The organism is Clostridium sp. C105KSO13, from assembly GCF_001517425.1.
GTDB lineage: Bacteria > Bacillota > Clostridia > Lachnospirales > Lachnospiraceae > Muricomes.
The window spans coordinates 206,857-221,619 of sequence record NZ_FBWL01000171.1 but is presented as its reverse complement, the minus strand read 5'-3'; the positions used below and the strand labels follow the sequence as shown (position 1 = coordinate 221,619).

Sequence of the window (14,763 nt, the reverse complement as noted above, 5' to 3'; positions counted from 1 at the left end):
TTTAGGTCCCTGCAATCCTTAATACATCCTGTATAGTTTTCATCGTATCCGTAATAAGACTATTCAGGAAATTTCCTGCCGGCGAAACCATAAAAACCATCATGATAATCCCCAGAATTACTCTGAGCTGGATACTTATTACAAAAAGATTGATCTGGGGAATAATACGCATCAGAAGTCCTGTTGCAATCTCCATCAGAAATTCAAAGGCAATCATAGGGAATGCCAGTTTTACTGCGAGGACAATACACTCCACAAATATATTCAATATGGACCTGGCCGCATCCGGACCCAGTACAACACCTGCATAGGGAACTACTTTACCGGATTCTGATAATATTTTAATCAAAGCCAGATGACCGTCCACCGCAAAGAACAATAAAAGATAATATATCTGCAGTATGTTTCCAGTCATGGCTGTCTGTGTTTGGTTCTGTGCATCGTATACCGTAGACATGGATAATCCCATTTGAAAATCAATGACTGCTCCCGCATAGGTTACAACCATATCAAATAGCTGCATCACAAACCCTGTCAGATACCCCAAAGCGAATTCTTTCAGAAGAAGTACACCCAGTACAATCGCTGATGTAATCTCTGTATCCGGAATCTGAGCCAGGGGGTACACTCCTATGGTAAGAGCAAATACCATTCCGGCTTTGAACAAAGCCGGTATATTCTTTCTTCCGAGAACAGGGTTTAAAAAGACAAAGCCGGACATCCTCATCAAAATCAATGTAAATAACACAAACTCCGGCGTAGCTGTCAAAGACATATTGTCCCTCCTAACCTGCTATCAGGAGGAATATATGCTGTGTAAACTCCTGCAGTGACTTCAGCATACTATCTCCGGATACAACAAGGAGCACACCTATAACTATCAGTTTTGGAACAAAGGTCAGCGTCTGCTCATGAATCTGGGTTGCCGCCTGAATAATGGAAATGAAAATCCCCACCACCATACTGATGATTAATATGGGACCGGCCAGCTTTACCGCCATCAAAAACAACTGATACATCAGATCCGTAATTTCTCCCGTGGTCAGCATTTTTCTTCCTCCTGTCAGTAATTAAAACTTTTCACTATAGTAGAGAACAAAAGCTCCCATCCATTCAGCGTAACAAATAAAAGCAGCTTAAACGGCAATGCAATAGTTGCCGGCGGCAGCATAATCATTCCCATGGACATTAGCGTGCTGGATACGATGATATCAATTAGGAGAAATGGAATAAGCAAAAGCAGGCCGGCCGTAAATCCCCTTTTAAGCTCACTGGTCATAAAAGAGGGGATAACGACAGTCATCGGCAGGTTCTCGGGCTCTATTTTTTTATCTGTCCCGGACATCTCTATATACATATTCAGACTGCTTTTTTCTGTCTGTCTAAGCATAAATTCTTTCATAGGAACTTCTGCCCGCTTCAATGCCTCCTGCTGTGTAATCTGACCACTTTTATAAGGCTCATAGGCCTGAGTGTTCACATCCTTGATGACTGGATTCATAATAAACAAAGTCAGAAACAGTGCGATTCCGGTTAACACCATATTGGGCGGTGTCTGCTGCACCCCCAGCCCATTTCTCGCAAAAGAAAGGATAATGATAATTCTGACATATGAGGTCATCATAATGACAATGGATGGCAGAAGCATTAAAACCGTCATCATAACAATGATTTCCAGCGAGGGAACCTGATTCCCGTTTATATTAACTAAAGAATTTGTATCCATATATTTACTTCTTCCTTTTTGTCAGTCTCTCCAACTGCAATTTGAAATCCGGTATCTCCCCTTTGCCGGCATTACTCTCATCTAATTCCTCCAGGTCTTCAAACTCGTCCAGCACCGTAATCTGCGAGGACGTCATTCCCAGCAGGAGATAACTCTTTTTGGTCTGTACAATAGCAAGGGTCCCATACTGGCCTGCCGGAAGCTGGGCTATTATTTTCATGTAGGGAGTTTTACCGCCGATTTTTCCTGTTCTGCCTATATATTTTGAAAAAACATAGGCTAGCCAGAGGATGAGGCCCATAATAAGCAAGGTTCCCAGTGCCGTAGCCATTCCATCTAACATATGTATTCTCCCTTACCCAAGCAGTGCAATCTCATCATTTAAAATTTCTGTAATACGGATGCCAAAATTGTCATCTACTACAACCACGTCGCCTTTTGCGATGCACTGTCCGTTGACGAATAAATCCACTTGTTCCCCTGCGAGCTTGTCCAAGACTACAAGAGACCCTTTATTTAGTTCCAAAATATCTTTTACCAGTTTTCTTGTCCGCCCGATTTCCACAGATACATCCAGGGGCACTCCCATAATTAATTCCATATTTGCTTCCTGCTCTTTTGCATTTGGCTGGGTATCTATACCCTCTGTCAGATTGGGGCGGGGCAGCGGTCTTACGCCTATTTTCTTTGGGGAGTCAGACTGCTGCATCTGCAGCATTTGCTGCATCTGCTGCATTTGAAGTTGTTGAGCCTCCATCTGGCGGCGCATCAGCTCTAGTATATCATTAGAAGTCTCCCCGCCTTTTTGATTTTCTGTATTCATCTCGTCTGCTATATTCTGGGATACAGCAGACGATTCCTGTGCCTGTTCCTGGACCGGCACATCTGCAGATTTTTCTCTGTCAGGCTCCTGAGCTGGCAGGTCTGCAGGTGAAGCTATATCCGATTCCTCCACCACATCGGGAACCCCGTCCGCAAAAAACCCTGAAACAAGCTCACGGGCAAGCCCTATTGGCATAAGATTCATAAATTCACTTTGCAGTTTGTCTGCTATCTGAATGGTAAATCCAATTACAGCCATAACATTATCATCCAGAAAATACTTATCCTTAAATTGATCCGGACTTGTGATTTCAAAGGACTCCGGAGTCGAAATATTTACTGTTCTCCCCAGCAGTTCTGAAAGTGCGGTAGCCGACGCTCCCATCATCTGATTCATAACCTCGCAGATAGCACTGATATTCATTTCATCCAGTTCAAAATCTTCCTCTGCAATCTCCGTGCCCAACAGCTTTTCAACGATGACCCGCACATCATTGCGCTTCAGGAGCATTACATTACTGCCTGTAAGACCTTCTATATAAACAATCTCCACTCCCACAGCCGGCTCCAGATGATTGAACTTAAATTCATCTTTATTCTGGAGACGGACAACCGGAGTTGTAATATCTACCCGTTCATCCAGCATGGAAGAAATGGCAGTCGCAGAAGCACCCAGGCTGATATTCAGTATTTCTCCTATGGCATCTATTTCCATTGAACTTAATTTCTTATTGTCCATTTTCTAACTCTCTTTCCGGCAATGCAAAGCCACTCTTTATTTTCCTATTTCCAGCGCCTTTTGGGCCATCTGCTTCACTGCATTAAACGCAGTGATATTGGCTTCGTATGAGCGCGTGGCCGCCATTGCATCTGTTGTTTCCTGTACCACATCCACATTGGGCATCATCACATACCCCTTAGCATCAGCATCCGGATGACTGGGATTATACACTGCCTTCCATTGTGTACCATCCTCTACGACTGCAGCCGCCTCCACTCCGCCTTGCGCAGACTGTTTATCTTTTGCTTTAGCAAAGGCTGTGCGGAAATCATTTTTTGATTCCAGAACCACCAGCTTTCTGCGGTATGGACTCCCGTCCTGCGTTCTGGTTGTCTCAACATTTGCAATGTTTTCCGCCGCAACATCCAGGCGAAGCCGCTGAGCGGTCATGCCGCTTGCGCTGATATTCAGAGAACTTAAAAAAGACATATTGCCCCCTCCTGCCTATTGATCAATTATTTTTGATACTGTATCTAAAATACGGTTTGGTTTAAAAGGCTTTACAATAAAGTCTTTTGCTCCTGATTTAATAGCTTCAATAACCATAGTCTCCTGTCCCATTGCAGAACACATTACGACTGTGGCTCCTGCATCATATGCCTTAATCGCCTTCAGAGCCTCCAGCCCGTCCATGTTAGGCATGGTGATGTCCATCAGCACAAGATCCGGTTTAATGTCTTTATACATCTGCACTGCTTTTGCACCGTCTGCAGCCTCACATATATCGGTATACCCTCCCTTTGAGAGAGTATCCTTCACCATCATGCGCATAAACGCTGCATCGTCTACTACCATAATTTTCGCCATTTTTTTTACCTCTTTCTTTGATTAATTAATCTAATAACTCAGTCGTTCCTCTATTCTGACTGCAGCATTTTTCTTATGTGCCCCGAGAGTACCCTTAAACCAGGGCTGTTCCTGTACATACAATGTGATATCCATATCTTTTCCCTGATTCAGATCTATCACGTCCCCCACCCGGAGACTGCACACATCATGTAAGCTCAGTTCCGCCTGGCTAAGCTCCGCCTTTATTTCCAAAGATCCATTCTTCAGGTTATCTAAAATGATCTCCGGAGCGTCCTCGATACCCTCATCATAAAGACCGGATACATGTTTCCGCTTATCAATAATCGAAAAAATATTTGTCAATAAATTACCGGGAATGCAAATTGTCATATTCCCCTCTATCTCATTCATTTTCACATTAATAAGAATGATTGCCACCGGTTCCTCCATATTGATTTCCTGATATAACCCCGGGTTAGTCTCCAGAGTGAGGTCTCCCATTTTGACTTGAATATAATTGTTCCATGCGTCCTTCGTAACTCCCAGAAGATACTCCATCATCTTTTCATACAGAGCGCTTTCAATCTCTGTGTAACTGTAAGAAGAATCCACAGAGTCATCATCCCCGCTCCCGCCCAGCATCCGGTCAATCATATTAAGCATCAGCTTTTGGCTTATATGTACTAAAACAGGAGGTGCTTTTGAGTCATCCGGAAGCTTCAGAGGCATCAAGGTCATTACATCATTATCACTTAAAGCATTATTAAATTCATGATAATGCTGCTCTTCCACCGTTATGACTTCCATCTCACAGTTTGCTCTGAGAATCCCATTGACTCTGGAAGATGCAAGACGGGTATAATTATCATAAATTCCCTTAATTAATTTTAACTTATCCTTTGTAAACTTCTTGGGACTGGAAAAATCATATTTCTTCCAAGGTTTTTCCGGCTCCTTCTGAGATTCAGAGACGCTTTCTGTGTGATCCTTCAACATAGAATTCAGCAGTGCGTCTATCTGATTCTGAGATAATACTTCTGCCATAATTTTACTCCTGTTATTTTTGTTCTCCGTCCTGATATACCTGCTTATAATATTCATCCAGGCTTTGCTCTACAGCTCCCGACTGGGTAATTAAAATCTCCACTCTCCGGTTCTGCCTTCTTCCTTCCTCTGTTTCAAAAGTATCTATAGGACGGAACTGCCCATACCCGGCACTCACCAGTTTTTTAGGATCAATCACGTTTTTCCCCTGGATATAGGCAACCACTACAGCCGCACGGTCAGAGGACAAAAGTCTATCACTGACCAACTCATTTTGGATGGCCGGATCCGCCTGCGTGGTATGACCCAGCACCTGTATCTCCTTCACCGATTCGGCGGCCGGGGCTATAGCTGCTGAAAAGGAGTCCAGCACTTTCTTGCCTTCTTCTTTCAGTACAAAGCTGTCTCCATCGAAGAAAACCCGGTCTCTGAAAGTTATGAACTGGTACCCGTCCCCTCTCGCAATTTGAATATCCATAGATTCACCGGCTGAATTTTGTATTTGAACCAGACTGTTATACAGTTCTTCAAATTTCACATCTGAATCTGACTCGCTGGCTTTTGGGCTGTCCGCTACTTTGTCTGCCTTATCCTGGACTGCCTCTGCTGCCTCCGGGTTCATGCTTTTTACCAGGTTTTTCCACTTTGTCTGATCAACAGACGATATGGAATAGAGTAATACAAAAAAACAAAGCAGCAGCGTAACCATGTCGCCGTATGTGTCCATCCAGCTTCCGCTTTCTTCCTGTTTTTTTCCTCTACGTTTCACTGCTCTCTTCCTCCTGCCTATTTCTCAGTCATATACAAACTTTATAGTCATGCTGCTTTCCTTTTTCCCTTTTTCATGCCTTTTCCCGCAGGAGTCTCACCCTTGCCTGTTAGTATCTGTTTCTGTTGCTTCTGCCTGAGCAGAGATGTCAGCTTCTCTCTTATGATTTTGGGATTTTCTCCGGCCTGAATGCTCATGACCCCTTCTATGATAATCTGTTTGTAGATTACCTCTTCTTCATTTCGTATTCTGAGCTTTTTCGCAATAGGCATGAAAACAAGATTAGCCAGAATACATCCATAAAATGTTGTAATCAAAGCTGTTGCCATGCTGGCTCCCAGACTATTGGATGCTCCGTCTGACAAATCCATGCTCTTGAGCATGTTAATCAGTCCTACAAGAGTACCTATCATACCAAACGCCGGAGCATACTGAGAGGATTTGTCATAAATTGCTACTTCCTCCTCATGCCTGGCCGACATATTGTCAACCTCTGTTTCCAGCAATTCCCTGACCTTATCTGCCTCCATAGCATCCACCACAAGCAGGATCCCCTGCTTGAAAAAAGGGTCCTCCAACGCGTTTGCTTTATCCTCCAATGCCAGAAGTCCATTTCTTCTGGCAAGCTGGGCAAATTCAGCAATTGTATTTATTACCGGTTCCGGAGCATATTCTTTTGCGGAGATCAGTTTCTTCATATGCATCCCCACATTTTTAAGCATGCTGAACGGGAAGCTGGCAATAACAGAACATACTACACCCCCCATTACAATGGCCACACTGGGCATATCCACAAAATTGCTTATATCTCCACCGTCCATAATCGCGCTTATAATGAAGAAAAGTCCTCCCACTATACCGACAATTGTAGTAAAATCCATGAAATCAGTCCTCCCTGTTGTGTATATTGTGAATAGCTTTGTAGAACCTGATGATACGTACAATAATCTCATCCTTATATTCACAGACAATGTGATATTTTCCGTTCATCATAACAATCTTGGATTCCGGTATCAGCTCTATATATTCGATTTGATTTGGATTAATTAAAATAGGCTCGCCATTTAACTTGGTCAGCTCTATCACGGCAGCTTCCGCCTCCTTCCCTAATACACTAGCGTTTCATATTGACCAGCTGTTCCAGCATTTCATCTGTCACAGTGATCACTTTTGTGTTGGCCTGATAGCCTCTCTGGGTCGTGATCATATTAGACATTTCCGTTGCAAGATCAACATTAGACATCTCCAGATAGCCACTTAAAATGGTGCCAGTTGTTGTTCCCATTGTCTGTACTCCCAAAACATTTCCTGCATTTTCGCCGATGGTGTACAGATACCCCGCTGTCTGCTCCAGTCCACCGGGATTCTCAACCGTAGCCACAGCTATCTGGCCGATGGTAATTTTCTGGCTGTCCTTTGTGATACCTGTGATGACGCCGTCGGCACCGATTTTGTAAGATGATATATTGTAACGTTCTCCGGCATCATCTGTGGGAATTCTTATAGGCTGAAGGTTCTCTGTGTTCCATGTGCCGTCTGCAGCCTGTTCCGTAAATCCGTAAATATAATTCCCGTCGTTGTCTACCAGATATCCGTTATTGTCCACACTGAATATCCCCACTCTGGAGAGGTTCATATTATTTTCTGCAAGGGCATCAGCAGGGACGCTCTCCTGCATCGGACCTACGATAAAGAAGCCTGTCCCGTCAATCATACAATTCATTGAATTGCCGGTATACCCCCAGCTTCCTGTAGTAAAATTTGTCGAGATAGAACCCATATTCACTCCGTAACCAAGCTGAGAACTGTTTATACCACCGTTTCCTCCCTCTGTTGTATTACCCCCGGTGCTGTTTGTCAGATTCTGATACATAGCATCCTGAAAATTTGCAGTCCTGCTCTTAAATCCCCAGGTGTTTACATTCGCAATATTGTTACTGATTACATCCATCTTGTTCTGGTGTGAACGCAGCCCGGCAATGGCCGCATACATTGATTTAACCATGTTTTGTACCTTCTTTCTCTTATCCTATACTGCTAATTCTCCGTTTTTATTATTATCTGTATCCGTTCCTTCACTTCCCTCACCATCATCTATTACAGACTCCGGCACCTTGCCTACTGTCATGATCTGAGCCATATGGTAGGCCTTATCCCCCATATAAAGAATAGGATTGTCCCCCATCAGTATCCCAGACACAGTTCCTGTAGTATGTTCTCCCGTAAATTGACCCTGGGAGTCAGTTTCTGCCATTGTCACTTCTTTTCCAACCATGGAAGAAGCGTAGGTAATTGTATTAATTGTGGACATATTTGTAATGGCCTCAATCATATGGGTCTGTACCATCTGCGCCATCATCTCACTTGTGTCCATTGGGTTATCTGCATCCTGGTATTGCATCTGAGCTGCAAGCAGCTTGTAAAAGTCATTAATGCTTAAACCTGATGTACCCGTTGCGCTTCCTGCCTCTACTGAAGTACTGCTGTTATTGCTTAATGCCTGTATTCCATCCATAAGTGATCTCCCTTTCCTTCTTATGTTAGCCCTAACCTTAGCTGCTGCAGGAACTCTTCTGATCCTTCATTGGCAGGATTCTCTTTTTTCTCTTGCCGGCCTCTGTCTTGCTGCTCCCTGCCCTCCTGCCTTTTGCCCTGCTGTTCCAGATAATCCGTGTGTGGCATCTCAACCATTACCTGGGTTGGGCCGCCCAGCCTGGACTGAATTAGGTTTCCCAGCTCTTCTGCATTCTGGGCCATTGTATGCACGGTCTTAGATTCCATACATACAATAGAAATGACCGCCTTTCCGTTTTCATAGGATGCCTTCACAAGCACCGTCCCAAGGTTATCCGGTTTTAGCTGCACTTGAAATTCTTTCTTCCCTGTATTCATTTGATCTATAATTTTGCTTTTAAGATCCTGTATATCCGGCTGTATCTTTTCCCGGGGAGCTAAAGCAGCTTCTCTCCCGGCCTTTGCATCATGTACATATTCCGTGTGGACGGTAAATTTCTGAACAGCCTGCATTTCATTGCCTGTTTCTTTCGCAGCTGCCGGTCTTTCCTCCGTAACCTTCGGCATACTGCTCTTTCTTTCCGGAGCAGTTGCCGGCCTCTCTTTTCCTGCTGTCTCAACTGATGAAATCGTCCCCAGAGAATCTGCCGTCTGCCCCTTTAAGCTCGTGGATTGCGCTGCTTGTGTACTATTATCCTGGGACATCTGTATTACCGGCCGGATTGTATTAAAAGAATCTTCCGTTTTGCCTGCTATATTTTCCATCGTAGTATCCTGCACAGTCTCCTGTCCTTCTTTTGGATGACCGGCTAAAGGCCCTTCCTGTATTTGAGAAACAGAAGATAATTTACTCAAATCATTCTGAATCTTCACCGTTTTCCCGGGCAAGGTCTGGAAAAACATAGCCTGCATCTGGGGACAAACAATTGCCCCGTCCCCTGTAAACACTGTCTGAGCTTTCTTCTGCCCCTTTAAGATATCCTCAAAGCTCTTTTGAACTTTTTCCTTGTTTTTTCCTTTTCCCAAAACATGACACTTCTTCTCCTGTCGGGGCAAAGTCTCCGTGATCTGATTCATCTTCCTCCTCCCTTCACCTTCATATCTATAGTAATCTGCATATGACACCTCCTATTATGCAGAGGCACTGCCTGACATCATGTTGGATACAAACTCCTCTATCAGCCTTTCATCGTCTTTCTGGACCTCTTTATCATATTCCTGCATTCTTTTCGTCTTCAACATATCAATAGAAGCCGTATCCTGCTTCGCAGCAATTACTTCCTGTCTCTTCTTTTCTTCTATAACTTTAAGTTGTGCCAGGTTTTGTTTTTCTGCATTTATTTTATCTGAAAGAGACTGAAGATAATCTTCAAACGTACGCAGTCTGTTTACCATGGCACCACGTTCTTTCTCCTGATCATAATCAACAGCACACACTCTGTGTCTTTGCTCCAGTCCTTTGATCTGTTCTTCCTTTCTCATAACTTTCTGCACAATCTGTGCATATTCATTTCTCAAATTTCTTTCAATCTGGATTTTATAGTTCAAAACTCTGTCCAACGCAAATGAAAACCGTTTCAACTGCCTTCCTCCACTCTTATTTCAATATGTCTTTCATCATTTGAAAAGTCTCTTCTTTACTGTAACTGTTCTCTACCTCCTGCATCAAAAAGGCATTTATCTTGTCAATTTTAGAAATTGCTTCATCCAGTTTAGGGTTTGTCCCTGTTTTATATGCACCAATTGATATTAAGTCCTCGTTTTGTTCATACAGACTCAGGAGATCTCTGATTTTTGAAGCAAGTTCCTTATGTTCAGGCGTAACAATATTGCTCATCAGCCTGGAAATGCTGGCATTGACATCAATAGCTGGAAAATGTCCTCGGTTTGCCAGCTTTCTGGTAAGAACAATATGCCCGTCAAGGATTCCCCGAACCGTGTCGGCTACGGGTTCATTTGTGTCATCCCCCTCCACAAGAACTGTGTAGACTCCGGTTATAGAACCTTTTGCAAAGTTTCCGCTTCTCTCGAGAAGTTTTGGAAATTCGGCATAAATGGAAGGGGTATATCCCCGAGCCACGGGAGGCTCCCCTGTCGCAAGGCCAATCTCTCTTTGGGCCATAGCAAAACGCGTCAGTGAATCCATCATCAGCAGCACATCCTTTCCCTGGTCTTTAAAATACTCAGCAATAGTCGTTGCAACCATGGGACACTTCATTCTCAGCATCGCAGGCTGATCTGAAGTGGCAACTACCAGAACAGAACGCTTCATGCCATCCGGTCCCAGATCTTTCTCTACAAATTCACGCACCTCACGCCCACGCTCTCCAACCAGAGCAATCACATTGATATCCGTTTTTACATTTCTGGCTATCATTCCAAGCAAAGTACTTTTCCCCACACCGCTCCCGGCAAAAATCCCGATCCTCTGCCCTTTACCTATGGTATTCAAGCCGTCGATTGCTCTGACCCCGAATTCAAGTTCCTCGGTAATTGGAGGTCTCGTAAGAGGGTTGATCTTCGGGTTATCCACATAATAGTACCGATCGGAGTTAAACGCCCCCACATCGTCCAGAGGATTTCCCAGTGCATCTATGACCCTGCCTCTTAAAAATTCGCCCACAAGAACCTTCAGCCTTTTCTTTGTATTTCTGACAAAACTTTCTGTGCCAATGCCATGCATATTCTCATATGCCATCAGTTGTATCTTATCATCCCGAAAGCCGACAACTTCGGCGGGTATCTGCTTTTTCTGCTCATCATTATAAATCAGAACAATATCGCCTATGTTGGCGCCTCCGCCAGATGCTTCCATGGCCATCCCGGTAATGTTTTCAATTTTTCCGATATGGCTGATTGACTCAGATTTCATAATCAGACCGGGTAAATCTTTAAGCATCCGTTTTCCTCCATTTACTTTGTCTATATCCCCACACTTACAGACGCGCGTTATTGAGAATCTCTTTTATATTTTCAAGCTGCGTCTTTACACTCATGTCAATGACCTCATCTGGCAGCTCTACAATACAGGTTCCTGTCTCTTCTTCCTCAAGCATGATAATCTTTACATTGTCTGACAATTTAGAAAGTTCCTGCAAGAACTTTACATCCCCTCGGACATCCATAGTCTCCTGGCCTTTGCCGATATAAATCTTAGCCCATGCTGATTTTTTAATTCTGCCTGTAGCAGACAAAATCATACGTTCAACAACCTCACTGCTGGATTTTAAGCTGGTTTGTATAATCTTTTCACCGATTGCCAATGCTATGTTTTTCAAATCATCTATGTATTGTTCCAACAGAGTGTCTTTCGCAACTTCTACATCTTTTATATACTCTGCAAGCTGTTTCTGGAGAGCCTTAAACTCGGCCTCAAACCGAAGATTATATGCCTTCAGGGCCCGCCCGGCCCCCTGTTTGTAACCTTCCTCATTTCCGGCTTTAAAGCCGGTCTGATAAGCTTCAGTCCGTATATCTTCCGCCTCTTTTTTGGCAGCCTCAAGTATCTCCTTTGCCTGGGCATATACCCCGGCCATAATATCCTGGGTTTCACTTTCCTCTTCATCCTCTGCTGTTTCTTCCGCAGAAAGTATCTCCTCTTTCCCTTCAGCGGCGAAATCCGGATATAGTACATCCTTTCCCAGGCTTAGCACAGCCTCCGGCTCACTTTTCATCACCCTATACAATAATTTCATCCTTTCCGCCTTTGCCTATGACGACCTCGCCTTCCTCATCAAGCTTTCTGATAATTTCGACGATCCGCTGCTGCGCTTCTTCCACATCGCGCAGACGTACATTGACGGTAACCTCCAGATCAGACCGTACCGTGTCTGCCATACGGCTTGACATATTGTTATAGAACAGACTAAGCATTTCCTCACTGGCGTTCTTTAAGGCGTATACAATATCCTTCATATCGCACTCACGCATAAACCGCTGTATCGCACGGTCGTCCATCGTAAGAATATCCTCGAATACGAACATCTTCTTGCGAATTGTTTCGGCCAGTTCCGGGTCGTCTTTTCCCATCTCGTCAAAGATATACTTTTCATTACCTCTGTCCATACGGTTCATAACATCCGCAATATAATCCACACCTCCGATGCTGGTGAAGTCTGTCGTAAGAATATTGTCAAATTTCTTTGCCAGCTGTACCTCCACAATCTTAATTGCCTCAGGTGAAGCGCTTTCCATTCTTGCAATACTCTCTACTACCTTCAGTCTCATGTCTTCGGGAAGCTCCGCAATCAATTCGGCTGCCTGCGAAGAATCCAGGTAAGACAGTACCAGTGCAATTGTCTGGGGTCTTTCATGCTGAAGAAGGGAAAATAAATTTTTTGTATCTGTCTTTGTAATGAAGTCAAAAGACCGATTCTTCATATATTTAGTAACTTTCCTCAGAAGTTCATTTGCCACTGATTCCCCGTAAGTCTTTTCAAGCACAGCCCTGGCATACTCAAGCCCGCCGTCTGTCACAACCTTCTGGGTCAGACAGGTTTTATAAAAGTCATCCAAAATAGCCTCCGTCTGCTCCGATTCCAGATGGCCCAGTTTCGCCACTTCTAAAGTGAGCTGCTCCACCTCTTCCTCTGTCAGATACTTATATACTTTAGATGCTTTGTCTGCCCCAAGGGCAGCTATAACCGCCGCCGCTTTCTGCCCGGGTGTCAACTTTGGAGCTCTATTTGGCCGGGTTGCTTCCATCTTGATTTCCTCCATTCAGCCAGGTTCTAATCATTTGCGCAGAAATCTCCGGATTCGTATCCGCAAATTCTCTCACATTTTCTCTCAATTCCCTGCTCTTTTCATTTTGTGCATGCAGAATCTCCGGTTTTATAGTTTCCTCCGGGATAAGGAACTCATCAAGATCTTCTGTTTCCTGCTTTTGTTCCGCTTCCTCAGGCTCAGGATTTTTCTTTTTCCTTCTTTTCAGCAAAAGTACAGTAATTAAAATAACAACAGCTGCTAGGAGTGCTGCCACTGCAACAATCGGAAAATATTCCTTTACTTTGCCACTAATATCCGTCATTGCTGTCTCTTTAGCCTCCGCCTTTTGGGGTTCATAGAAGGGAGAATTCACAATTGTAATCTTTTCTTTTCTGTCCGCCGCCGCAATTCCCGTTGCATTTCCTACAAGATCTATCAGCTGGTTCATACTGATATTGCTTCGGGAATCACTGTTAACGGCAACAGATACCGTCAGGTCTTCCAAAACTCCCGGATCTAATGCGCCTTGTTCTTTTATCTGATTCACAAGATAATCCCTGGTTGTGCTTTCGTCCACCACACTGCCGGCATCTGTACCGCTGTCAGCATTGTATTCGGTGACATCGGAATTTGCCTCTGTTCCAGCTGTACCTCCAGCGGTCTCTCCTGAATCTGCAGTACTTTTGTCGGTGCTTTCATTGGATACGATTCCTGTCTTATCCTTTTCATCAACCTTCTCCGGTGTATTATAGGTTGTGGTTTCACGGACTACTTTCTCCATGTTAATCTTACCCCGCGCCGAAACCCGTATGTTATTATTTCCAAAAAAGGGACCCAAAACATTTATAACCTTTTTTGAAATCTGCGTCTCTATCAGCTGAGCAATTTGTTCTCCTGCATCACCGGAGGTGCCTGCCTTGTCAGAATCCACAGAGATTTCGATTCCATTTCCATCAAACACAGATACATTCTCCATCTGCATGCCCGGCACACTCCCGGCAACAAGTCTCTGTATAGCTAAGGCCTGTTTTTCCGAAGGAGAACCGTCATCTTTCATAGTGACAACGGCAGAGGCAGTAGCTGCTGATGTTTCATCTTCTTTATCCTCCAGAACATACTTCTGTTCATCTTCTAAGGCTATCGTTACTTTTGCATCTTTCACTCCATCAAAAAGACGGATTGTAGCACCGATACGATTCTGCAGATCATAGAGCTTATATGTCTGCTTTTCTGTATCGGTGGTCATTCCGCCCGCATGTTCAGTAAAGACATCATATGTAAAACCACTTTTGGGATATCCTTCATAGGCAAGGTCTGCTCTGGTTTGATCCGCGACGTCCTCGGGGACAAGAATATTACCGTTATCTTTATACTGATATTCTACTCCTGCCTCCGAAAGTTTCCCTACAATCTGGGCCTCTTCTTCCTGTGTAACCCCTGAAAAGAGCACTGTATACTCTTTATGATTTAAAATCAAAGCTACAATTATGGCTGCTGACAGAATAACAACCGCTCCTCCCACAGCCAACACCTTTGTCCTGGTACTGTACCTGTCTAAAAATTGTTTCAGATCTTCCACTTTTATTTTTATCTTTTCCATGCCTTCAGCCA

The 14,763-nt window shown here is 44.0% G+C and carries 19 protein-coding genes; all 19 read right to left on the bottom strand.

Annotated features, from left to right (window positions below):
* Position 1 precedes the first annotated feature (1 nt).
* From fliR to fliF, 19 genes are read right to left on the bottom strand one after another with little or no spacing between them, the layout of a single operon-like run.
* Complete coding sequence (fliR, locus tag BN3456_RS14555; RefSeq protein ID WP_089985315.1) at positions 2 to 775, bottom strand: flagellar biosynthetic protein FliR; 774 nt, start codon at positions 773 to 775, stop codon at positions 2 to 4.
* A gap of 10 nt (positions 776 to 785) precedes the next feature.
* Positions 786 to 1,049, bottom strand: a complete 264-nt coding sequence (locus BN3456_RS14550) for a flagellar biosynthetic protein FliQ (RefSeq protein ID WP_347458075.1) — start codon at positions 1,047 to 1,049, stop codon at positions 786 to 788.
* A 14-nt stretch (positions 1,050 to 1,063) separates the two neighbouring features.
* Positions 1,064 to 1,726, bottom strand: coding sequence for a flagellar type III secretion system pore protein FliP (gene fliP / locus BN3456_RS14545; protein ID WP_089985312.1), 663 nt, complete (start codon positions 1,724 to 1,726; stop codon positions 1,064 to 1,066).
* A gap of 4 nt (positions 1,727 to 1,730) precedes the next feature.
* Positions 1,731 to 2,069 carry a flagellar biosynthetic protein FliO gene (locus BN3456_RS14540; RefSeq protein WP_089985310.1) on the bottom strand — a complete coding sequence of 113 codons (339 nt, stop codon included), beginning with the start codon at positions 2,067 to 2,069 and terminating at the stop codon, positions 1,731 to 1,733.
* A 12-nt stretch (positions 2,070 to 2,081) separates the two neighbouring features.
* Positions 2,082 to 3,287 carry a flagellar motor switch phosphatase FliY gene (fliY, locus tag BN3456_RS14535; protein WP_089985307.1) on the bottom strand — a complete coding sequence of 402 codons (1,206 nt, stop codon included), beginning with the start codon at positions 3,285 to 3,287 and terminating at the stop codon, positions 2,082 to 2,084.
* 36 nt (positions 3,288 to 3,323) lie between these two features.
* The gene (gene flgC / locus BN3456_RS14530; protein ID WP_089985304.1) at positions 3,324 to 3,758 is read right to left on the bottom strand and encodes a flagellar basal body rod protein FlgC; all 435 of its coding nucleotides are present in this window, start codon (positions 3,756 to 3,758) and stop codon (positions 3,324 to 3,326) included.
* 15 nt (positions 3,759 to 3,773) lie between these two features.
* Entirely contained in the window at positions 3,774 to 4,136 is a 363-nt protein-coding gene (locus BN3456_RS14525) for a response regulator (protein WP_089985302.1), read from the bottom strand.
* A gap of 30 nt (positions 4,137 to 4,166) precedes the next feature.
* Positions 4,167 to 5,162 (bottom strand): flagellar motor switch protein FliM, encoded by a 996-nt coding sequence (locus BN3456_RS14520; protein ID WP_089985299.1) that lies wholly within the window; start codon positions 5,160 to 5,162, stop codon positions 4,167 to 4,169.
* A 13-nt stretch (positions 5,163 to 5,175) separates the two neighbouring features.
* Positions 5,176 to 5,931, bottom strand: coding sequence for an OmpA/MotB family protein (locus tag BN3456_RS14515; protein WP_089985296.1), 756 nt, complete (start codon positions 5,929 to 5,931; stop codon positions 5,176 to 5,178).
* A 47-nt stretch (positions 5,932 to 5,978) separates the two neighbouring features.
* A complete protein-coding gene (locus BN3456_RS14510; protein WP_089985294.1) occupies positions 5,979 to 6,812 on the bottom strand; it encodes a motility protein A in 834 nt (277 codons plus the stop codon).
* A gap of 4 nt (positions 6,813 to 6,816) precedes the next feature.
* Positions 6,817 to 7,017: a flagellar FlbD family protein gene (locus BN3456_RS14505; RefSeq protein WP_089985292.1), complete on the bottom strand. Its 201-nt coding sequence runs from the start codon at positions 7,015 to 7,017 to the stop codon at positions 6,817 to 6,819.
* Positions 7,018 to 7,045: 28 nt separating this feature from the next.
* On the bottom strand, positions 7,046 to 7,936 hold the full coding sequence (locus BN3456_RS14500; protein WP_089985289.1) for a flagellar hook-basal body protein: 891 nt from the start codon (positions 7,934 to 7,936) through the stop codon (positions 7,046 to 7,048).
* A gap of 24 nt (positions 7,937 to 7,960) precedes the next feature.
* A complete protein-coding gene (locus tag BN3456_RS14495; protein WP_089985287.1) occupies positions 7,961 to 8,446 on the bottom strand; it encodes a flagellar hook capping FlgD N-terminal domain-containing protein in 486 nt (161 codons plus the stop codon).
* A gap of 20 nt (positions 8,447 to 8,466) precedes the next feature.
* Positions 8,467 to 9,522 (bottom strand): flagellar hook-length control protein FliK, encoded by a 1,056-nt coding sequence (locus BN3456_RS14490; protein WP_089985284.1) that lies wholly within the window; start codon positions 9,520 to 9,522, stop codon positions 8,467 to 8,469.
* 54 nt (positions 9,523 to 9,576) lie between these two features.
* A complete protein-coding gene (locus BN3456_RS14485) occupies positions 9,577 to 10,026 on the bottom strand; it encodes a flagellar export protein FliJ (RefSeq protein ID WP_089985282.1) in 450 nt (149 codons plus the stop codon).
* A gap of 16 nt (positions 10,027 to 10,042) precedes the next feature.
* On the bottom strand, positions 10,043 to 11,344 hold the full coding sequence (fliI, locus tag BN3456_RS14480) for a flagellar protein export ATPase FliI (protein WP_089985279.1): 1,302 nt from the start codon (positions 11,342 to 11,344) through the stop codon (positions 10,043 to 10,045).
* 37 nt (positions 11,345 to 11,381) lie between these two features.
* On the bottom strand, positions 11,382 to 12,140 hold the full coding sequence (locus BN3456_RS14475) for a FliH/SctL family protein (protein ID WP_089985277.1): 759 nt from the start codon (positions 12,138 to 12,140) through the stop codon (positions 11,382 to 11,384).
* Positions 12,124 to 13,149, bottom strand: coding sequence for a flagellar motor switch protein FliG (fliG, locus tag BN3456_RS14470; RefSeq protein ID WP_089985275.1), 1,026 nt, complete (start codon positions 13,147 to 13,149; stop codon positions 12,124 to 12,126). Before fliG ends, BN3456_RS14475 begins: the two co-directional genes overlap by 17 nt.
* Positions 13,127 to 14,752 (bottom strand): flagellar basal-body MS-ring/collar protein FliF, encoded by a 1,626-nt coding sequence (fliF, locus tag BN3456_RS14465; protein ID WP_089985580.1) that lies wholly within the window; start codon positions 14,750 to 14,752, stop codon positions 13,127 to 13,129. Before fliF ends, fliG begins: the two co-directional genes overlap by 23 nt.
* Positions 14,753 to 14,763 lie beyond the last annotated feature (11 nt).